We start from the raw sequence: 21,537 nt of genomic DNA, 5'->3' as shown, positions 1-21,537 counted from the left end.
AGGGCTGTTCAATGGCTCTTTTTTACTTTCCACGCCCGGAAAATAGTCGTTTCGTACCATCGGGTAAAAAATAGATAATTTTTTTGGTATAATTCAATGGATGCTATTGCTTTAGAGGAAACGGTATTCTGCCGAAGTATTAGAAAAGAATGAAACCCATCAATAGCTTGTGAGGCATATCGGCAAAGTACAGAAAATCTGAAATCCTATATGCAGCACCAGTGGAGCCTTGTGGGTGGGATGGCTGGCACGTTCAGGGAGATGGAGTAAAAGGATAGTATGTGTTATAATTGAAAAAAGTGTAGGAGGAAGGATTATGACACAGTATAAAGTTTTGATTATAGAAGATGACCTAAATGCAGCGCAATCAATCAGTAATTTTTTAAGTGCATGGGGTTTTCAATGTGAATATCTGAAAGACTTCGGGCAGGTGACAGACCAGTTTATCATGTACAAGCCGGAGATTGTTTTATTGGACATAACACTTCCGCATTATAACGGATATCATTGGTGCGAAGAAATAAGAAAGATTTCCAAGGTTCCGATTATCTTTATTTCATCCATCAACGACAATCTGAATATGATTTTAGCCATGAACATGGGTGGTGATGATTTTGTAGTAAAGCCATTTGACCTTAATTTCCTGCTTGCAAAAATCAATTCCCTGTTGCGGCGTGCCTATGATTTTCAAGGCGCAATGAATGTAGTTGCCTGCGGTGATGTGGTGTTAGACTTGGATAATGCAAAACTGCAATACAATGGGAGCGTGTTGGAATTATCACGCAATGATTTCATTATCTTGAAAGAACTTATGGCCCATAGCGGTAAAAATGTATCCCGTGATGAACTTATGCAGGCATTGTGGAATGACAATACTTTTGTTGATGATAACACTCTTACAGTCAATATAACGAGGGTACGAAACAAATTGAGGGGGATTGGTCTTGAAGATTTTATTGTCACCCGGAAAGGCATGGGCTACCAGATTGGATAAAAGGCATTTTCTGATTCAGTATCTGAAGGAAAAATATAAGGTGATTGTTGTGTTTTGCGGGCTGATTTTGTGCAATTTCTTTTTATATTTCCTTTATGATGTACGCATGGAGCCGATTTTATACACGTCATTTCTACTCATCCTGTTTGTGCTGCCTTTCGCCTTTTGGGATATGCACCGCATATACCAGAAATGTAGGCGGCTGCAAGATATCGGGCAGATGGAAAATCCGGTTATGCCTGATCTGTGGGTGGCTGAAACGCTTTTAGAACAAGACTATCAGCGAGTAATCAAAGAGGCTCTGCAGGCATGGCAGAATGAACGGACCAGGTGGCGGGAAATAAATGCAGAAAGGGATGATTATTATACTCTCTGGACGCACCAGATAAAGACACCCATTTATTCTATGGATCTGATGCTGCAGACGGGCGACACCACACCATCTAAATGGAAAGCGGAGCTGCTGCAGGTATCACGGTATGCAGATATGGCGCTCAAGTACCTGCAGTTGGAAAATCAATATTCCGATCTGTGTTTAGAACAGGTAAAGCTTCTGACTGTGGCTCAGGAAGCAGTCAGGAAACATTCTGTTATTCTGATCGCAAAGAGGCTGAAAATAGACTTGCATGATTTGGAGGCAGAAGTCCTTACAGACAGGAAATGGCTGTTGTTCATATTGGAGCAGTTGGTTTCAAATGCCGCGAAATATACGGAGCGGGGCACCATTGCAATATATCAGCCTGCCCCATTACAGATATGTGTCAGTGATACCGGAATGGGGATAGCCGCCGAGGATCTGCCGCGCCTGTTTGAAAAGGGCTATACAGGTTTTAACGGGCATATTCACCAGAAATCCACGGGTTGCGGCTTGTATATGTGCAAAAAGGTTTCGCACCTGTTAGGGCTGACTCTTTCTATTTCGTCACAGGTAAATATCGGGACAACAGTAACAATCAATCTGCCGGGGGATGATTTTGCCGCTGCAGATTGACTTTCCTTACAAGTGATGTAAGGTTCAAGCGGGAAATGTCACCTTAATCTATGGCAGACGGTTCCTGCTTTTTTTATAATCTTATGTGTAAAGCCCAAATACAGAAAGGAACATACACATGAATGATAAAAACACAACTTTACTAATGGTGGAGCACCTGCGGAAAATATACAGCTGCAGGTTTGGCGGTAGCCAGGTGGAAGCACTGAAAGATGTTTCGCTTGGCGTAGAACGGGGCGAGTTTATTGCTGTCATGGGAGAGAGCGGCTCCGGAAAGACAACGCTGCTCAACCTTTTAGCAGTGTTAGACCGTCCTACCGAGGGGAAAATCCTGCTTGACGGAAAGGACATTACCCAGATCAGGGACAGCAATATCTCACGGTTTAGGCGCGAAAATTTAGGGTTTGTCTTTCAGGATTTTAACCTGCTGGATAACTTCTCCCTGCGGGATAATATCTACCTGCCCCTTGTGCTTTCCAATACCCCGAAGGAGCAGATGGAAAGCCGGATAGAACCGTTGGCAGCGCAGCTTAAAATTTCTGATATTTTAGAAAAGTACCCGTATGAGGTATCGGGCGGCCAGAAGCAGAGGGTGGCTATTGCCCGTGCTTTGATCACTGCCCCCAAAATAGTGCTTGCTGATGAGCCTACAGGGGCATTAGACTCCCATTCTTCAGCACAGGTTATGAAGTTGTTTACGGATATACACAGAACAGGGCAGACCATCCTTGTTGTGACACATAGCGTCAAGACCGCCTGTTATGCGGGGCGGGTTCTGTTCATCCGTGACGGGAGGCTTTTTAACCAGCTATATCGTGGGGATATGGATAATGAGGCATTTCAGGAGAAGATATCTGACAACCTGAAAATCCTGTTACAGAAGGAGGGATTAGATGCGTAACTTTTATATCCGGCTTGCATTATCTAATGTTAAAAAGAATAAGCCCGTATATTACCCGTTCTTTTTGACAAATATCCTGTCCGTAATGATTTTCTTTTGTATGGCTTCCATCCAAAACCAGACAATCATTGCTACACTTCCCGGAAGCTATATATTTGTTCAGTTTCTTAAAGTGGGGGTTGTTATGACAGGAATATTTGCGGGAGTATTTCTCTTATACACAAACGGACTGCTCATACGGCAGCGAAAAAAGGAACTGGGGTTATATACAATCTTTGGCTTGGAAAAGAAGCATATTGCAAAGGTACTTATACTTGAAAGCATGTTGCTCACAACTGCCGGACTTGTGGCGGGTATTGTTTTGGGTATCGTTTTGGGAAAACTCTTTTTCCTTGTTTTGCTGAAATTGCTGCACTTAGACAGTGGGCTTACATTCCAATTTTTAACGGAAGCACTTGTGCAGACAGGTATTTGTTTTATTGTGATCGGTGTTTTCATCTTGTTTTACAACCTGTTTTCTGTTATGAAAGCGAAACCTGTCGAACTGTTGTATGCTGCCCATAAAGGGGATAATTACCATCCTTTTGTGGGGTTAAAAGCCTTTTTAGGAATTTTATGTATTGGGGGTGCATATGCGCTGATCCTTACCACTCCATCTCCTATTGATATAATCGGGCGTGTTTTTCCTATTGCATTGTTGATTTTGGTGGGAACATTGTTTTTCTTCTCATCCTGCTCTGTCGTTCTTTTGCAAGCTCTGAAAAAGAATGACAGCTACTATTATAAACCAGAGAACTTTATTTCTGTTTCCGGTCTTATTTACCGGCTGAAACAGAATGCAAAGGGGCTGTCAAATATCTGTATTTTAAGTACGGTTGTTATGGTCATTGCCACCACTACGCTGGCGCTGTATGTGGGACAGAAAGAAATGATCTCTTTCCGTTTTCCTATGGAAACAAAAATTTCTGTTTCTGACATAGCTGACGGACAGCCAGCTTTGCCGCAGTTTGTCCACAAAACAGCGGAGCAGTATGATATGGAGATAAGCCGGGAAGCTGACTACAATGTTACCTATATCAGCGGTGTTTATAAAGACAATACCATTTCTGTCTATCAGCCTGATATATACCCGCCGGATATGACCTGCGGCATTTATCTGATTACATGGGAGGATTACAGCCGCATGGAGGAAGGGGCAGAACCGCTTGAAGCGGATGAGGTTTTTGTATTTTCTTCCTCAAAGGATTTAGGAGTTTCGGAAATTAGTTTTGACAGTTTGAAGTATCGGGTAAAAGCTGAGTTATCGGAGCTTGCTATACAAAGTAAAAGCGTGCTGTCCTCTGAAACACATTATTATATTATCTGCCCGATGCAGAAAGACATAGGCAATATCCTTGCTGAACTGTCACCCGCTGAAAATAAATTCAGTCAGACATACAACATGATGTTTGATGCGGAGGGCGGGCAGGAAACTGATTTTAATGCCGCTTTACAAAATCAGTTGGGTTCAAGTTATGCCGGGGCAAAATATGAAAATGCGGAAACAAAAAGGCAGAGTGATAATTTTACCTATGGAGGTTTTCTGTTTATCGGTCTGCTGCTCAGCCTGCTGTTTATGATTTTTCTGGCTCTGGTTATTTATTATAAGCAGATCACAGAGGGGTACAGTGACAGATATAATTTTGAAGTCATGCAGAAAGTAGGGCTTGACCGGAATGAAGTGTCAGCCATAGTCCACAAAGAAATCCGGACTATGTTTTTCTTACCGCTGCTTATTGCGGTTATCCATCTGGCTGTTTCACTTTATGCAGTCGCCATGCTGATTGCCGTGTTTGGACTGACAAATGTTCTGGTGCTTCTGCTCTGTGCGGGTACAATATCCTTGTTGTTTGCCTTTATCTATATGGTAATGTATTTTAGTACCGCAAAAACCTATTGCAAAATAGTGATGCGCTGATGGAAAGGAGCAAATATGAGTTTTAATTTTGGAATTATTTTTGCTGTTATCTGCATTATTGGTGGTTTGCTTATGATTATCTTGTATAAGCCGTACTGGTGGCTGATGAAAAAGCAGGAAATGCCTGATCATTACAAATGGTATCTGCGCATACCGGGAATTTTGTTTATTTTGTTTGGCATTGGGATTATCGCCATAAGTATTATTAACAATTTAGCGTTTTGATTGAGGGGGGTGCAGGCATCTGATGAATGGTGTGGAAAAATGAGAAAAACGCTGATTAAAAAGACACGGATAATGTTATGTGTAATAGGCACAATATTTTTTATTCTGCTTATTTGGACGGTATGGGGCAATAAAGCATTGATGGTGAGTACAATTTCAATCTCAAGCAGCCACATTCCTGCCGCATTTTCTGGCTTTCGGATAGCACAGGTATCAGACCTGCATAATAGTGAATTTGGAAAAAACAATACAGAACTGTTAAAACTGCTATCCGAGAGTCGGCCGGATATCATCGCGATAACTGGCGACCTCATAGATGCCAATCACACGGATGTAGGGATAGCGTTAGGCTTTGCGCAGGAATCCGTCAGGATTGCCCCGACCTATTATGCGACGGGAAACCATGAAGCAGCAAGCCCGCAATATGATACTTTGAAAGCCGGGCTTGAAGAAGCGGGGGTTATCGTGCTGGAGGATGAAGCCGTTTCCTTAGAGCGGAATGGGGAAACCATAACACTGCTTGGATTGGGTGATCCGGATTTTACGGTCAAGGGAGGTATGTTTGGTGAAACCTCTGCTATGGTTAGTACGAAATTGAAAAATCTGGATGACGGCGAAGGAGGGTATACCATTTTGCTCTCACATAGGCCAGAACTGTTTGAAACGTATGTAAACTGCGGCATTGATCTGGTCTTTGCAGGCCATGCGCATGGCGGCCAGTTCCGGCTGCCGTTTATCAGTGGGTTGGTTGCCCCCAATCAGGGATTGTTTCCTCAATATGATGCCGGACTATATACAGACGGCAGCACAAGCATGGTGGTCAGCCGTGGCATTGGAAACAGTATTATACCATTCCGCTTCAATAACCGCCCGGAGATTGTTTTGGTGGAACTTAATGCCAGATAATACTACAAAAGACAAACCGCCGCACTATGGACTTCACCCGCCATATGCGGCGGTCTGCCTTTTCCGCAGGCAGGCCGGGCGGCCTGATAATGGAAATCACTTGGAAAGTTGGGAACTTAGAGGTAATATGCTTACACGGCGGTTTGCGTTTCCCCTATATCATGCAAAAACGTCAACGTCTCTTAATAATTAACGGTAATTGACCGATATATAAATTGACAATATATATCGAAAGGAAGGAAGCGGTATGGCAAAGGAAGAGATTACACCGAGTGAATGGCAGATCATGGAAGTCCTGTGGGCGTGCGGGGAGCCTTTGACATCCTCCGAGGTCTACAAGAGGATGCAGGGGAATGTGGATATGTCGATGAGGATGGTGCGGGTGCTGATGAACCGCCTGAACCAGAAGGACATCCTCGGATACACGGTGGATGAGCATGATTCAAGGGTTTACCACTATTATGTGCAGAGGTCAAGGGAGGAATGTGTAAAGGAGAAAAGCAGGAAGTTTGTGGACAGCTATTTTTCCGGCAGCGGGACAAATGCAATGGCGGCGCTTTTGCAGAGCTTCGCACTGACGGATGAGCAGATAAAAGAGCTGGAGGAGATTCTGGAGAAAAGCAAGGAGCGGGGGACAGAATCCACGGATAAAGAGGGTGAACCCCATGCCTGACTGGGGCAGCCTTTTGGATTTCTGTGCGGCATATTATGCCACCCAGCTTGTGCGGTGTGCGGCTTTTTCCTTTTTGCTGCTCGGACTGGTGATGCTGCTCCGGAAGATGCTTTTTTCAAGACGGACATTCATAAGGGGGCTGTTATGGTCATCCTTCCTGCTCATCCCGTTTCTTGGAAAGTTGAAGCTGTTTTATGAGAATAAGGCAGTGGTGAGAATAACAGGCCGGATAACGCATGGAACCATGACCTGCCTGTGGGCTGACCGCATTTATATGGCGGGCATCCTTATAGCTGCTGTCTGTATATTCGGAAAGCGGCTGCGCCTCCGGAAGTCGGTTGCCGGGATGGAAAAGATTTCTCTGGATAATATGCAGGTCAGGATTACAGACATGAATGTGACGCCGTTTACAGTTGGGCTGCTGAAACCAAAGATTGTCATTCCTAAAGTGGTATGGGGGAGTTACAGCCAGGATGAATTAAAAGCTGTTGTACAGCATGAGCGGACGCATATCCGATTGGGGCATTTATGGTTTGGGCTTGCATGGGATATCCTGCGGTGCCTCTTATGGGTGAACCCGTTGCTGACAATCTGCCAGAAACAGTTCCGGGCGGATTTGGAGGATATTTGCGACAGGGTGTGCATACAGAGCAGCGGGAAGCCGGCGCATGAATATGGCATGGTGCTGCTGAAAACCCTGAAACTGCTGCGCTCTGGGACAGAGGGTACGCCGCCCGCCGTCACCTATGCCGGGGAAAAGGAATTTGCAGACATGAAAAGGCGGATGGGCGAGATTGCAGGTTTCCGCCCATACCGGAAAAAACTGTGCATGGGCATGGTAGCCATAGTTTCTCTGATAATTGTGGTTATGCTGCTGGCGGTACATACCCATTCCTATGCACGGTGCAATGAAAGTAAAGATATCATGGTTGGAAATTATGACGGAGAACCCGGAATAGTTTCTTACGATACCGAAAAACTTAGAGAAATAATTTCATATGATGACAGGTATGTTTATGTTGAGCGAGATGCCTTTGAGAATTTTTTAGAAGAAAATGATGCAGACGGAGAAATATGGATTGTTTTTGGCGGATTTTATAAACTGCCGGGTTTAGCTGGTGCAGCGGAAACTTGTATATATGAAAGAGGTTCAAGAGGCAGTATAGTACAGATTCCCTATGAAGGCATACGGGATAGCTGGTATATGGAACTGCTTAAATTGTTATAGGCGTAGCATGGAAACGAAATGGATTTCAAATAAATTTTATATCAAGGAGGACAAAATTATGGCAATGGAGATTACAAGCAATTACAGCAGCTATGCGGCACAGGGCATGGCGGACAACACAAAGAAAAGGGCAGAGAAGACATCGGAACCGGTTAAAACTAACAATACGGAAAGCACATCAGATTATTTAAGCAAATTGCAAAAGCAGGTTCCGTATATGACGCTTGAGGTTGGGAGCGGCCTGTCAATGGCCAGAGATAACAAAGTCAATACACTGGCTGTAAACCCTAAATTGCTGGAGAAGATGCAGAATGACCCGGAGAAGGCAAAGGAATATACACAGCGGTTGAAGGATATTGAAAATGCACAGAAATTTGTAGATGGGTATATGAAAGCCAAGGGATCTAAAACAAAATTTAGCCATTGGTATGTGGATGAAAATGGAAATTACTCACATATCGCCTATTATGAGCATGATAATACCTTCTATAAAAAACTTAGTGAGAAATCGCGGGAGAATATTGAAAAACATATTGAAAAAACAAGAGAAAAAGCGGCAGAAAAACAGAAAGAGTTTCAGGAAAAACTGGAAGAAAAGCGGACTGGACAGGAAGATGGAACAGCAACTCCGAATAAAGCAGAGCAGCTTTTAGAAGAAAAAATGTCTGCTTCCAAAGATGGCACGATTTATCTGAATGACACAGATATGAAAACAATTATCGAAGCTGTCCAGGAAGAGGATGCGGGCAAAACCACTGTGAAAGATCAGCCGCAGGTTGGTGCGAATCTGGATTTGAAGATATAAGAGGAGGCGAGGATATGAATATCAACAGTAACAATATGAAATGGTTTTCGGGATATTCCCTGATGAACAGGCTGTTTTCGCAGAAGAATGGAAATAAAACAAGTACATCTAGCCAGATGGGTGCTGCTATCAGCGGAGGGGTAAAGCATAAGCACAGCAATTTATACTATGATGAGAACGGTATTCCCTGGATGTCAAAAGAGCAGGCGGACAGATGTATATCGGGGAGAAGTGACTGGAAAAAAATTGTGTCTGTGTCAGATGAAGTAAAGGCAGAACTGGCAGAGGTGGTAAAACAGGATTTTATCAGCACCAATGGAAAGAGCATACCGGAAGGAACCAGGAGAAACGATGTCATCAATAAGTATTTAAACACTCTTCCTTCAAAACAGCGCAGTTCTGCTTCGTGGACATTGGACAGAATGGCAGGGGATTATGGAAGCCGTTTGGAGGCATTGGTAAAACAGAACAATCCGGGATGGAAACCGGGGGACGCTTTTGACACCAGTATTTTAGACCAGCTTGATGGGACGCTCGGCGGAGTGGATTTCAGGGCGTAAATTTGGAAATGGAGGATTTGATATGTCAGTAAATATAGAGGGAAATATAAGCCAGGCGGGTGCAGCAAGCGGATGGTATCAGAATAGCAGAGTGGCCAGTCCGCAGGAGAAGGAAAAGGATGCGCTGCAACCGAAGGCGGACAATGCGGTGAAGGTTTCCATTTCGCAGGAAGGCATTGAGAGCTATCGGAAACAGACCCGTGAAAAAGGGACATCGGGCAGAGTTATTGCAAAAGGGAATAAGGAGAGCGTTATAAGGCAGGCAAAACAGACGGCAAGCGCACTGGCCGCAAACGCCTATGGCGGTGAACTGGCCGGAGAATTGGAAAAGCTGAAAGGGCAGAGGACAGGAAGCGCATACGCCATTGCAGACCAGATGGAGGATTCCGTCAGGGCGTATGGCAACCTTTATGATGAAATCGTGCGGGGCTACCAGAACGGCACAAGGGAGCGTTATGTGGAGGATGAAAATTCAGAAACGGGTTTCCGTAAAATGACAATGGAAGAAGAATTAAGTGAGCTTGACCGGGCATTCCAGAAGATAGCGGACAGAGCGGATACCAAAGAAATGATAGAGGGCGAGTTTCAGAGGCTCAGAACTGAGGGAGGGAAGGGGCTTTCCACGAATGTCTCTAAAAAGCCGCAGGAGACAGATGGAGATGCCCCGGAAACAGCCGGAACGAAAATGAAAAGGCTGGCGCAGGAATGGAGGGATGCCTACAAGACTTCCGGTTCCAAGGAAAGCAGCATGGAGAAAGTGTTATCCATGCTGAATGGTATGTTTGGCATTCATAAAGAGGCGTAATTGGATATACACATATAATTTTTACACCCTATTCCGCAGAGGCGCATAAGGCTTTGCCTCTGCGGTCTGCCCGGAGGCGAGGGGGAGTGTATTTAAGGCAATGAACCGCTCGGACTTATTACGAGGGAGAGGGTGCGGTGCTGAATGACAGAGGGGCCGCAATAATAAAAATAATTGGGGATTTGAATCATGAGCATAAACGGAATAGGGGCGGGATATCCCGCATGGCGTGATATGGGAAAGGCACAGAGGAATGGTTCGGGAACGGGCTTCGCGGGCAGGATGGCGGATGCAGATGCGGCAGGGAGCAGTTCTCCCATCAGAAACAGCATGAGGGCGGCGGGGCAGACTTCGGTGCTGGATGCGTACCGTGCATCGGCGGCATCCGGGGTACGCAATGTGAAGCCTGCCTATGAAACATACGAATCCGAGAATTACAGGATTGTGCCGGACAACGAGGCGGGGTGTTTCGATATTTACAATAAACAGGGAGAAAGGATAGACGCTTTTGACTATTCTGACATCAAGGTCAGGCAGGACAGCCAGACAGGAAAGCAGTTCCTGATCTCGGAGCATGGAACCATGAGCTATGATGCTATGGTATTGGACGGCGAGCTGAAAGACGCCCTGCAGGATGTCATGGGCGTGGAAACGCTGGAAACGGAGGAACTGTCCGGTTTCATATTAAAGACCCATTCCGGCACTGGCATACAGTATCTTGTGTGGGATGGCGAGGAAGGCCGTTGGGGAAAAGTCCTTTTGCAGAGCGAGGCAGACAGGGAAAGGTATGAGACCCTTGCGGAGACCTACTTCAATAAATATCCCAACCTGATCCACGATAAGAACGCCGCATACATATGGGCTGATCTGGAGATAAAGGGGCTGGCGCCGCATACGAAGGATGGCATTGTCTCTATGGGCTTTAACGGGATGTCCTATAATGACAATACAGATTATAAGAACAACTGGAGCGTCCTGTTTTCGGAAAATACCTATAAGGCGGTTTTCGTTTGGCTGCAAAACAACAGGGGCAGCATTGAAGAAATGCAGAAGTTCGCCACATGGCAGGATGTGTTTAACAACATTGGCAGCTGGTATGACCGCATATGGTCTGATGAAGAAGAAAAGCAGGGGTATCTGAATAACTGATAAGCCACAGCCTGACAGGACAGGCATCCCCGGTTTTCCGGCAGATCGGGGAAATTGGGGAGAGGGAGTAGCTTCATGTTTTTGGAGAAGGAGGCATTATGAAAAGAGGCAACAAAAAAGATAAAGTGTCTTATTATGTTGGCTGGGGTATAGCTTACGGAACATTTGCTGGAGGAATGTTTAGCATTTTACTTCTTGAGCATTTGTTAATTGTTCTTTTCATGGGAAGTGCTTTCGGAGCGGTGATAGGCGCGATTTTTGGGAAAATGAAAACACAGTATGCAAAAGACTAACAGTAGCATATCCCCAATAAGCCACAGCCTGACAAGGCAGGGCAGGCATCCCCAACGTTCAGGCAGATAGGTGAATCGGGGAGCAGAAAATTTTGTTAATCAAAATGTATGTATGGGAGGTTCATAATGAGAAAACAAGACAAAATACTAAAAATAATTTGGTGGGTGTATATTGCCTTATTGTTGGTCTTTGTCGTTGTTAAGTTCAAAGGTTCATTTTATGAATTAACTGATAGGATTAGTACCTATTCAATGCAAGGTTCAATAAACTATAATCTTATTCCATTCAGGAGTATGTCCACTCAGATCAAGTACATTACCCAGTGGTGGGCATTAAAAAACTTATTGGGAAATATAATTCCATTTATCCCGTTTGGCTTTCTTTTGCCTATTGCATACAAAAAATTCAGTTCAACGATAAGTGTTTTCTTTACTGGCCTAGCTTCGATACTGTTAATAGAGATTTTTCAATTCCTTACTAAACTTGGTACTTTTGATGTTGATGATATTATTCTTAATATGATAGGAATTGTTTGCGGGTATTTGATGTTTTTGGTCATTAAACGTTTTTGTGTAAGAGAGAAAGGGCTATGAACGATACTGCATTGTAAAAACTGTTATGGATTTTGGGAAAATCGGGGGAGCAGGAGTGGCTTTGATAAAATGAAAGGGTGGAGAGGAAGTATGAAAAAATGTATCATGTTAGTCTTTATATTGACAGTAGGTATGTTTAGTCTCGTTGGTTGTGGGGATAAGACAGCTAAAAGCAATGTTTCAGATGCAGATGGAGCGTATTTCAGTAACAATGAAGAAAAAAAACAATTTACTGAAATTATTACAGCTTCTGGTGAGACGATTGGTATCATTGACAATAATAAAGAAATAGAAAGGTTCGTAAAACAACTGGATATTGAATCCTGGAATGATATGGAACAGCTGCCTGAAGATATAGACCTGGTATATAGCTATATATCATATGAGGTAATTGATGAACCTATATTTTTACAGGATGGAAAACAGTTAGTTAATAAGAGTACCTTAGAATTTTATATTTCACAGAAAGGTGAATATATTATACGAGATTATAATCAGGAAATAGAAGCAATAGCCAGAATATCAGAAAAGGCGGGACAGTTTCTTAATGCGCCGGAAGACTTAGACCTAAATAAGAATATAACAGCGAAGGATATACTGGATGGGTGGGGACTTGATTTTTATGTGCCAAATAGTGATATTGAAAGTGATATTGAAAAAACAGATGATATAGAGAATGCCCGATATTATATAGGTGAAACATCCTTTACAGAAGAGGAACTACGCAAGACTTCTAAAGAGCAGAAGATACAGTTTTACGGAGCAGACAAAAACACGTTGCTGAATGAAATAGACGATATTTCTGAAATAGCGCAATATCTTAACGGGTTGGCTTTGGATCAGTGGGAATATGCAGATGATGCACCAAATCCAGAAGAAGTTGAATGCCAAATTGTCAGATTTATGTTATCAAGGCATAGTAATGAAAAAGAGTTAAAAGAAATGGATACCCAGATACTTTATAAAAGCGATGGTAATTACTATATTGAGGAAATAATTCCGGGTGAATATAGTGATCGGGGAGATTCTATAACACATTATCAAGTGTCAGAGGAGATAGCAAAATATATCTTATCATATTTAGAATAGGTAAAATATATAGAATGCATTGTTTCTTTTCTGTTTTTTGGCTAAGTGATAATGGTAAATTTCTCAAACAAGATTCGAAATGGATATAGCAGGAATAGCAAAAAGCTATCAGACATACAGCCACAAGACGGGAAAGACATCATCCCAAAAGGAATGGAAGCTGTCCCAGGAAGACCTGGCTGGATTCATCAAGAAAATTCGTTCCATAAATCCTAATGCAACGCAAATTTTCGTAACTGCAACGATTAGTTGACACCAATTAAATAGCTGTTGGTGGTATGCAACTAACAAATTATTCTATTATGTTCACAAGGAGGTAATTAACATGGACATAATGGAAAATATGCAAATGGAGGTGATGAACATGGACATATCGGAAAGGCTCCAAGAGCTGCGTAAGAAAGAAGGCTATTCACAGGAGCAAGTTGCCGAGATGTTAGGACTTTCCAGGCAGGCAATTTCCAAATGGGAAAGTGGACAGGGAAAGCCGGAAATTGACAATATCATTAAACTAACAGAAATTTACCATGTAAGTGCAGATTATATTCTGTTAGGTACTGAAAAAGTATCTGTTCCAGTGCCGGAAAAGAAGGAATTGAGCCAAGAATACAAAAAAGCAATAGGCATAATTGCCATAATAGCGGCAACAGCAATAGTTACAGTGCTATTTATTACTGCATTAGGCTTGCTTTCACGATTAGGAATTTAGGAGGAAAAATTATGGAGCGAACAGGCAGGATTTCAAAGTTGTTTCTTATTATTCTTATGTTTAGCATGATTGCTATAACAATGAGTGGCTGTGTTTATGCTAATAACAAGAATTGGGACGACATGACACCCGAAGAACAAGAAGAAGTACGGCAAAATTTTGAGGAGGAACGTAAAGAACTGGAAGAGGATTTCCCGAGTGATAGTGTGGAGGGTAAATTTACATCATATATTCTTGACAAGGTTGAGGAAGGTATTGAAGATTAGTGAGGCGGACGAGGGGTGGCTGCGCCTCCTGTTCGGGGAGCCGTATGAAGTCAAGTTCCAGCCGGAAGATACGGGTTCTGCCATCCATGTATATGACGGAAACGGTGACGAGATACTGACCTACACGACGGGCGTGGGCTGGCATGAGAAGGAATCGAAAGCGGAGACGCAGGTACACGGGACTTTGAAGGCCGCCTACTATGATGCGTTCCGGGCGGCAAGGCAGGAGATAAATGCTGGTGTTGCCGGAATGGAAATGCAGGGCGGATTTGATGCGAGGGCATAGGTGGATATAGAATTTGGAAACCTGAAAATGCGCCATTCATGATAAAAAGATATGACAACCATACTGGAGGTGAATGCAGCCATTGTAACCCTTTTAAGCGGCTTTGCAAAGCTGGAAGATGAAATATTCCATTTATATAGAAGGCAGTTACAGTCGGAAATGAAAAAATAGAATCTCTTTAAGCCCACCAAATAAAAAAAACGGCGTCTTTGGTGGGTGTGATTTGGCACGCCTAAATAGCAGAAGCATAGATTTCCCTTCAAACCCGTTTTGAGTTTGGAGGCATTTTTTGTTTGTAAGTAGTAGCTTTTATTTTCATATGCTTTACTGGGGCTGGGTGGATTATCTGATAATAAAAATCCCCGTCAGCACATGGGAGCTTTATGATTTAAAAATAGAAGCCAAAAATCAACATAATAAAATTAAATTCTCCACAAACCGTAGAGGTGTGACAGCCTCTGCGGTTTTTCTTTTGTCGTTTTTTGTAAGAACACGCTGTAAGGCTGTTTTGGGTATCGGCTGCCGCTCACCGCCTGCCAATCTGGATTTTTAACAAAAAATTCAGATTGGAGGAAAGGAATATGGAGGGTAACCGCCCAAAAAGAAGAAAGGATAAGTATAATCCTTATAATATATACGAAAAGGACAAGCATTATTACATTTCATTTAAAGACGGACAAGGAGCTTTACATAAACTGGAAATCAGCAGGGCATTGTATGACACGTTTGATTCATTTGAATTAGATGATCTGGTGTATCTCAACGTAGTGGACAGGCATATTGAGCAGTCCGAGGTATGGGAAGCGACTTTGAATGTGAGGGCAGTAGAAAAGCCGGAGAGCATAGAAGAAGTCGTGCTGAAAAAGATTCAGATTGAGGCATTACATACAGCAATGAAAACATTGCCGGAAATGCAGCGTCGCAGGATGCAGTTATATTATTTTGAGGGCATGACCTATGAGCAGATAGCAAAAAAGGAAGGCTGTACGAAAATGCCAGTCAAGCGTTCCATTGAGGCTGCTGTTGAACGTCTGAAAAAAGAATTGAAAAAAATTTAAAATCAGGTAGCTACTTTTTGCGTTTAAGTGAGGAAACAGGTGAGGGAGATAAAAAATCCCTTGCCTGTTTTCCGTTTTGCGGTGAATGGGTTTGTACCATGAAAATTTCATACCCATTCACCAAGCACATTCCTGTTGTTATCGTGATGAGCGTAAGCCACGTTAGCAGGTACGCCATGAGCTGGATGGGGATAAAAGCAGCGGAATCGCACAGACAGAAAGAAAATGGTTTGCGGCTGTCCTATCCCCATCTAAGGAGCGGGAAATACCGGGCTATAACTACCAGTTTGCTACTGATAGGGCGATAACAGGCAGCAGGGACAATGATACTCCCGTCCAGTCACAAGTCGAGCGTTAGAAGCGTCGCAACAAATGAGGGCGGCTCCGGGCGATCCCCGGAGGGGTGCGAATCCCGTGGAACTGGCCAGCAGCCAGTCGTTTGGTGACTTCCCTTGTGTTTCATAACGCAATATGCCGGGGTGTCGGGGACAAATAGGCATTACTTATAGATTTGTGGAGGATAAAAAATATGTTAGGCAGAATATACCGGGGAGAGATGTATTATGCAGACTTAAACCCCGTGGTAGGTTCAGAGCAGGGCGGATACCGCCCTGTTCTCATTATCCAGAACAATACCGGGAATTACCACAGCCCTACCGTGATTGTGGCGGCAATGTCAGGAAAGATCAGCGAAAAGCCTGATTTGCCCACACACCATAAGGTGAAATCATACGCAGGGCTGAAAGAAGAATCCCTTGTGCTTCTGGAGCAGTTACGGACGATTGATAAAAAGCGTTTGCAGGAATATATCGGGCGGCTGAACCGGGCAGATATGGAACAGGTAGACCGCTGCCTTGCTGTAAGCCTTGAGCTGTGTGTTGGCAGTGAAGCCGGACAGCGACCTTGAAAAAGCGGCAGGGCGGGCAGGAATTGTCTGCCCCTGCGCTACATAGGGAGGGAAAGGAGGCATATTATGAGGTCAGCAGAACAGCAGAGGATGGAAAAGGAGATAAACGGCTGCCAGATTACTTTGTCTTTTTCGGCAAAGCCAGTGGACGGGGTAATGGATAAGATACAGTCTATTTTATCAAAAGCATATGATGAGCGGGTGCAGAATGAACTGATGGATATGATTGGCTTAGAGCTTCCTTGCAGGTGACAAGCCTTGCGGGTGACACTATAAATTTCAAAATCGCACATTTGCGGTTGAAAGAGTTCCTTCCTATAATAATGGCACAGGCGGATAGCCGCCAGCGAACCTTGAAAATTCCATATAGTGCATCCCGTATGAAATTTTTATTACGGGAGGATATAGCCAATGAAAAGAGTTTACACTTTATACAGAGTTTCCACAAAGAAGCAGGTAAACATCAGCGAGAACCATGACAACGACATCCCCATGCAGCGGGGAGCCTGCAAGGAATTTGTAAAATACAGGCAGGATTGGGAAATCGTAAAAGAATATGAGGAAAAAGGCGTCTCCGGCTTTAAGGTGTCCGCCAAGAACCGTGACGCAATCATTGATTTGCAGGAAGCGGCACTGAACAAGGAATTTGACGTGCTGCTGGTGTTCATGTTTGACCGTATCGGACGAATTGATGACGAAACACCATTTATTGTAGAATGGTTTGTCAAGACAGCGGGCGTTGAAGTGTGGAGCGTGAAAGAAGGCGAGCAGAGATTTGAAACGCACGTTGACAAGCTGACAAATTATATCCGGTTCTGGCAGGCGTCCGGCGAGAGCGAAAAGACTTCCATCCGAATCAAGACCAGAATCCAGCAGTTGAAATTAGACGGACTATATACGGGCGGGGCATTGCCCTATGGATACCGGATCGTGCCGAGTGGGATGAAAAACCGGAAAGGGCAGGAGCTGAAGAAATATGAAATCGACCTTGAGCAGTATGTAGTGTACCGGAAAATTGTTGAAAAGACAATCAACAACGGCACAGGCAGTTATGTCATGGCGCATTTCCTGAACGACCAGGGATATAAGACAGCCAACGGGAAAAAATTTACCAGCAAGTCGATTCTGCGGATACTGTCAGCGTCACTTCCGAGGGGTTGTACCAGTGAGGGCGAAACTTCGGAAGCATTGCAGCGATTAAGGATTATCAGTGACGAAGAAGCAGTAAGGATTGACGAGATTCTGAAACAGCGGGCGCAAGTCGATGAAGAAAAACGCCAGCTTGCCATACGGACAAAGGGTGAGGCGATGTTGTCCGGCAATATCTTCTGCCAGCATTGTGGCGGGAGGATAACCACCACCCACCATAAAGACCATTATTTCCGTAAGGACGGGAGCGAATATCTGAAAGATGTATTGAAGTACCGCTGTTACCACAAGGCGAACAAACTTTGTGAGTGCGATGGGCAGACAAACTACATTGCCGCAAAGGTTGATGAAACAGTCAGCCAGATTATGCGTCAGGTATTTGAGGGCATGGACGGTGCGCCGGAAGAAGAAAAGTACAAGGAAATCCTGAAAAAACAGCAGGCGGCACATACCGCCAGCAGACGGAAAACCGTGTTTGAACTGGACAAAGATAAAAAGCAGTTGGAAGTCTTGCAGCGTGAGATTGGAAAAACACTGTTGGGAGAAAGCCTATATTCACCGGAAGATTTGAAAGAGGCAATCAATGTGGTAAAGATAAGAATTGCAGACAGTGAAGAACGTCTGGAAAAGCTGGACAGCGATATGAACCAGAAGAAAGAGATGGTAGAAGCCATCCTGCCAGCCTACCGCCGCTTTAAGAGCTGGGCAGAGGAATTTGACACGGCGGACTTAGAGCAGAAAAAAATGATTGCCTGCCAGTTGTTCGACCGGATTGAGCTGGGGAAAGATTATAACATTATCATGCACATGAATGTTACCTACCAGCAGTTTTGTTCAGAGTGGAAATCGAAAAACAGCAGTCAGGTTACAGCTTGATGATGATATAAAAGTGTGCTTTTCATTGAGCAGAGGCATTATGAGTGTATCCTTGTTGCATATATACAAAATGCAAGTTGATATGGAAAGCACAATACACAAAATTTCCCAAAAATCAAAAAACTGCTTGCAAAAGTTACGAAATCATGATAACATAAACAAGTCGTGAGAACGACATTGAGAAAGAATATTTCTCCCACTCTTATCGGTGTGCGAGCGCACCCGTTGGTAGAGCACACGGCTGTTAACCGTGGGGTTGTTGGTTCGAGCCCAACTCGGGGAGTTTGAAAAGTCCTGTAAACATCAGCGTTTGCAGGATTTTTTGTTATCAATCATTTCATTTTAAAAATAAAAAAGCAAGGTTCCATGCGCAATGCGATTGTGAACCGAAAACAAATACTTATCAATACATATCTACGGGATGCACAGAAATTGTTCGTGCTATCCGTCAAGACCTCATACATATCTGTATGGGGTTTTTGTTTTCCCCACATAACATATTATAAGACTGATATTTGTCAGTTGATTATAGAAAATATTTTTTCTGTTACATAGCCGATTGATTTTCAAAACGAGAATCAGTCGGTTTTTTTATTGCCCAAAACCCATACATAGCCATTCTGTATTATGCAGAGTGGCTATTAAATTTTTCAGGAAAGGAGGTAAACCGTGATGTCTAAATGTAAGGTAATCGCCCTTGCAAACCAGAAAGGCGGAACGGGCAAGACCACGACTGCCGTAAACTTAGGGATAGGGCTTGCAAACGAGGGAAAGAGGGTGCTGCTTGTGGACGCTGATCCGCAGGGGGATTTGACAACCTCTTTGGGTTGGGCAGACCAGGACAATCTTTCTGTCACGCTGGCAACGCAGATGGAAAAGATTATCCGTGACGAACCGATGGAAGTGGGCGAAGGGATTTTACACCATGACGAGGGTGTAGACCTGATTCCGGCGAATATCGAGCTGTCAGGCATGGAAATCATGCTTGTAAACGCCATGAGCAGGGAGTTCACCATGAAATCCTATCTTAGCGGGTTGAAAAAGGATTATGACTATATCCTGATTGACTGTATGCCGAGTCTGGGTATGCTCACCATCAATGCGCTTGCGGCGGCGGACAGCGTGATTGTCCCGGTGCAGGCGCATTATCTGCCTTTAAAGGGAATGACACAGCTTATGAAAACCATAGGAAAGGTACAGAGGCAGATTAACCCCGGACTAAAGGTAGATGGCGTGTTATTGACGCTGGCAGATATGCGGACGAACCTTGCCCGTGCCACAGCCGACAATCTAAGGCAGAATTATGGGAGGGTAATCAAAGTGTACCAGACGGTCATCCCCGTTGCGGTGAAAGCGGCGGAAACCAGCGCCGCAGGGCAGAGTATTTACAGCTATGACAGGAACGGTGCGGCGGCAAAGGCTTATGGAGCATTTACGAGGGAGGTGATACGCAGTGGCGAAAGAGATAAAAATGCCGCTTCCCTCAGCCGCTGACCTGTTCAGCACGCAGGAGGAACGGGACAACGAAAGCCGGGAATCCGTCAGGGAAATCCCATTAGAGGAAATCAGCGATTTTCCCAACCACCCGTTTAAGGTGAAGATGGACGAAAGCATGGCGGATATGGCGGAGAGCGTAAAGCAGTATGGCGTTCTGGTGCCTGCCCTTGTCCGGGAAAAGCCGGAGGGCGGTTATGAAATGATAGCTGGACACAGGCGTAAAATGGCAAGCGAGCTTGCAGAAAAAAAGGAGATACCGTGCATTGTCCGTAACCTCACAGATGATGAAGCCATTATAATTATGGTAGATTCCAACCTGCAAAGGGAGCAGATACTACCGTCAGAAAAAGCGTTTGCCTACAAGATGAAATTAGCGGCTATGAATAGGCAGGGACAGCGTACTGATTTAACTTCTGTCCCACTGGGACAGAAGTTGGGAAAAACGTCAAGAGAGCTTTTGGCAGAAAAATCACCAGACAGCAATACCCAAATTCAGCGATATATCCGTTTAACCGAGCTAATCACACCGATATTGGATATGGTTGACAGTGGTAAAATCGCCATACGTCCAGCGGTAGAGTTGTCTTACCTGCCGAAAGAGCAACAGACAGTCCTGCTTGACACCATGCAGTTAGAGGACTGTACACCGAGCCATGCGCAGGCAATTAAAATGCGTAAATTTGCAGACGAGGGGAGGCTGAATGAGGACGTCATCCTCTCTATTTTATCAGAGGAAAAGGGGAACCAGAAGGAACAGTTTCGTATGCCAAAAGAGCGTATCAGTAAATATTTTTCACCGGGGACGCCTGCGAAACAGATGGAAGATACGATTGTAAAGGCATTGGAGCTGTACCGGAAACGGGAGCGGGGCAAGGACAGGGAACGGTAACATTGAGGCTTTCCACCGTGGGGCAACTATGCCCTTTTGCGGATAGCCTTTTTCACCGTTTCCCCCTTCCCACACCCTACCCCTTTTTTGTTACCAGCCGAATACCAGCCGAAAAAACAATAAGGAGCCGGTGGCTATCCTTTTTCTGGCTGGCACAACAGAACCAACAGTTTACTAACCCTGCACATTGCAGGGATTTTTTTATGCCAAAAAATAAAATGGAGGTAAGTAGATTGAAGAAGTTAAAAGAAAGATTGAAAAGAGGGCTTGCCCTGATGATTGCGGCGGCATCCATTGTTTCCGTGCTTCCGTCCATGAATGTGTCGGCGGCGTCCCAAACAGCGAAGATTACCTTTGCGTACTGCCATGACGGGGCAGGCAACGCCATCCGTTACCAGCAGACCGTCACCCACGACGGGAGGGTATGCGGAGAGGCGGGGGAGGCAAGAACCCGTATCTATGCGGACGGGGAGCCTGCCTTCTGTATCCAGCCGGGCGTGTCGCTGCATACCGGGAACACATTGCAGGCAAATGCGTCCGAAACATGGAACGCCTTAAGCGGGAGCCAGAGGGACGCCGTGAACCTTGCGCTTCTGTACGGTTTGATGTGGTATAAAAAAAGTTGACAGCCCATTCTCAAGGATTTGAGATATAATCAAGAGAATAAGGAGTGAACAAAAATGGCAGAAAACAGGCAATACGACCATGAATACAAAGTACAGGCAGTGAA

The 21,537-nt window shown here is 44.4% G+C and carries 25 protein-coding genes; all 25 read left to right on the top strand.

All coding sequences use genetic code 11. The annotated features are described in order from the left end of the window. Positions 1–316 precede the first annotated feature (316 nt). The 25 genes from NSB25_RS18580 to NSB25_RS18460 all read left to right on the top strand — a co-directional run bounded on the left by NSB25_RS18580 (position 317) and on the right by NSB25_RS18460 (position 21,433). Entirely contained in the window at positions 317–994 is a 678-nt protein-coding gene (locus NSB25_RS18580) for a response regulator transcription factor (RefSeq protein ID WP_103241225.1), read from the top strand. After that, positions 945–1,985, top strand: a complete 1,041-nt coding sequence (locus NSB25_RS18575) for a sensor histidine kinase (protein ID WP_120468819.1) — start codon at positions 945–947, stop codon at positions 1,983–1,985. The genes NSB25_RS18580 and NSB25_RS18575 overlap by 50 nt, the downstream gene beginning before the upstream one ends. 118 nt (positions 1,986–2,103) lie before the next feature. Beyond that, the gene (locus NSB25_RS18570) at positions 2,104–2,886 is read left to right on the top strand and encodes an ABC transporter ATP-binding protein (protein ID WP_103241223.1); all 783 of its coding nucleotides are present in this window, start codon (positions 2,104–2,106) and stop codon (positions 2,884–2,886) included. A 184-nt stretch (positions 2,887–3,070) separates the two neighbouring features. Continuing rightward, positions 3,071–4,843, top strand: coding sequence for an FtsX-like permease family protein (locus NSB25_RS18565; RefSeq protein ID WP_172455207.1), 1,773 nt, complete (start codon positions 3,071–3,073; stop codon positions 4,841–4,843). 15 nt (positions 4,844–4,858) lie between these two features. Next, a complete protein-coding gene (locus NSB25_RS18560; protein WP_103241221.1) occupies positions 4,859–5,068 on the top strand; it encodes a hypothetical protein in 210 nt (69 codons plus the stop codon). Positions 5,069–5,107: 39 nt separating this feature from the next. Beyond that, on the top strand, positions 5,108–5,974 hold the full coding sequence (locus tag NSB25_RS18555; protein ID WP_103241220.1) for a metallophosphoesterase: 867 nt from the start codon (positions 5,108–5,110) through the stop codon (positions 5,972–5,974). A gap of 247 nt (positions 5,975–6,221) precedes the next feature. Next, on the top strand, positions 6,222–6,647 hold the full coding sequence (locus tag NSB25_RS18550; protein WP_103241219.1) for a BlaI/MecI/CopY family transcriptional regulator: 426 nt from the start codon (positions 6,222–6,224) through the stop codon (positions 6,645–6,647). Next, positions 6,640–7,875: a M56 family metallopeptidase gene (locus NSB25_RS18545; RefSeq protein ID WP_103241218.1), complete on the top strand. Its 1,236-nt coding sequence runs from the start codon at positions 6,640–6,642 to the stop codon at positions 7,873–7,875. The genes NSB25_RS18550 and NSB25_RS18545 overlap by 8 nt, the downstream gene beginning before the upstream one ends. Before the next feature lie 58 nt (positions 7,876–7,933). Beyond that, positions 7,934–8,680: a DUF6033 family protein gene (locus NSB25_RS18540; RefSeq protein ID WP_103241217.1), complete on the top strand. Its 747-nt coding sequence runs from the start codon at positions 7,934–7,936 to the stop codon at positions 8,678–8,680. A 14-nt stretch (positions 8,681–8,694) separates the two neighbouring features. Next, positions 8,695–9,240 (top strand): DUF3879 family protein, encoded by a 546-nt coding sequence (locus NSB25_RS18535; protein WP_103241216.1) that lies wholly within the window; start codon positions 8,695–8,697, stop codon positions 9,238–9,240. Between the two features lie 22 nt (positions 9,241–9,262). After that, on the top strand, positions 9,263–10,045 hold the full coding sequence (locus tag NSB25_RS18530) for a hypothetical protein (RefSeq protein ID WP_103241215.1): 783 nt from the start codon (positions 9,263–9,265) through the stop codon (positions 10,043–10,045). A 189-nt stretch (positions 10,046–10,234) separates the two neighbouring features. Next, the gene (locus NSB25_RS18525; protein ID WP_103241214.1) at positions 10,235–11,194 is read left to right on the top strand and encodes a hypothetical protein; all 960 of its coding nucleotides are present in this window, start codon (positions 10,235–10,237) and stop codon (positions 11,192–11,194) included. 98 nt (positions 11,195–11,292) lie between these two features. Further along, a complete protein-coding gene (locus NSB25_RS18520; RefSeq protein ID WP_103241213.1) occupies positions 11,293–11,487 on the top strand; it encodes a hypothetical protein in 195 nt (64 codons plus the stop codon). Positions 11,488–11,613: 126 nt separating this feature from the next. After that, on the top strand, positions 11,614–12,081 hold the full coding sequence (locus tag NSB25_RS18515; protein ID WP_172455206.1) for a VanZ family protein: 468 nt from the start codon (positions 11,614–11,616) through the stop codon (positions 12,079–12,081). Positions 12,082–12,171: 90 nt separating this feature from the next. Further along, positions 12,172–13,170 (top strand): hypothetical protein, encoded by a 999-nt coding sequence (locus NSB25_RS18510; RefSeq protein WP_120472275.1) that lies wholly within the window; start codon positions 12,172–12,174, stop codon positions 13,168–13,170. Positions 13,171–13,495: 325 nt separating this feature from the next. Beyond that, complete coding sequence (locus NSB25_RS18505) at positions 13,496–13,879, top strand: helix-turn-helix domain-containing protein (protein ID WP_242982548.1); 384 nt, start codon at positions 13,496–13,498, stop codon at positions 13,877–13,879. An 11-nt stretch (positions 13,880–13,890) separates the two neighbouring features. Next, positions 13,891–14,145, top strand: a complete 255-nt coding sequence (locus tag NSB25_RS18500) for a hypothetical protein (protein WP_242982547.1) — start codon at positions 13,891–13,893, stop codon at positions 14,143–14,145. Further along, a complete protein-coding gene (locus NSB25_RS18495; protein WP_242982546.1) occupies positions 14,135–14,431 on the top strand; it encodes a hypothetical protein in 297 nt (98 codons plus the stop codon). The genes NSB25_RS18500 and NSB25_RS18495 overlap by 11 nt, the downstream gene beginning before the upstream one ends. Positions 14,432–15,012: 581 nt before the next feature. Then, positions 15,013–15,489, top strand: a complete 477-nt coding sequence (locus NSB25_RS18490; protein ID WP_103241210.1) for an RNA polymerase sigma factor — start codon at positions 15,013–15,015, stop codon at positions 15,487–15,489. A 529-nt stretch (positions 15,490–16,018) separates the two neighbouring features. Continuing rightward, entirely contained in the window at positions 16,019–16,396 is a 378-nt protein-coding gene (locus tag NSB25_RS18485) for a type II toxin-antitoxin system PemK/MazF family toxin (protein ID WP_103241209.1), read from the top strand. A gap of 66 nt (positions 16,397–16,462) precedes the next feature. Next, entirely contained in the window at positions 16,463–16,648 is a 186-nt protein-coding gene (locus NSB25_RS18480; RefSeq protein WP_103241208.1) for a hypothetical protein, read from the top strand. A gap of 159 nt (positions 16,649–16,807) precedes the next feature. Next, the gene (locus NSB25_RS18475) at positions 16,808–18,421 is read left to right on the top strand and encodes a recombinase family protein (RefSeq protein ID WP_103241207.1); all 1,614 of its coding nucleotides are present in this window, start codon (positions 16,808–16,810) and stop codon (positions 18,419–18,421) included. Between the two features lie 672 nt (positions 18,422–19,093). Continuing rightward, on the top strand, positions 19,094–19,915 hold the full coding sequence (locus NSB25_RS18470; RefSeq protein ID WP_103242827.1) for a ParA family protein: 822 nt from the start codon (positions 19,094–19,096) through the stop codon (positions 19,913–19,915). Continuing rightward, positions 19,893–20,807, top strand: coding sequence for a ParB/RepB/Spo0J family partition protein (locus tag NSB25_RS18465; protein WP_120479955.1), 915 nt, complete (start codon positions 19,893–19,895; stop codon positions 20,805–20,807). Before NSB25_RS18470 ends, NSB25_RS18465 begins: the two co-directional genes overlap by 23 nt. A 233-nt stretch (positions 20,808–21,040) precedes the next feature. After that, complete coding sequence (locus NSB25_RS18460) at positions 21,041–21,433, top strand: thioester domain-containing protein (RefSeq protein WP_257479294.1); 393 nt, start codon at positions 21,041–21,043, stop codon at positions 21,431–21,433. Positions 21,434–21,537: the final 104 nt, after the last annotated feature.

The sequence above is a fragment of the Acetatifactor muris genome, from assembly GCF_024623325.1.
Lineage (GTDB): Bacteria > Bacillota > Clostridia > Lachnospirales > Lachnospiraceae > Acetatifactor > Acetatifactor muris.
The sequence above is the reverse complement of the archived record's forward strand: the minus strand, read 5'-3'. Positions and strand labels throughout refer to the sequence as shown.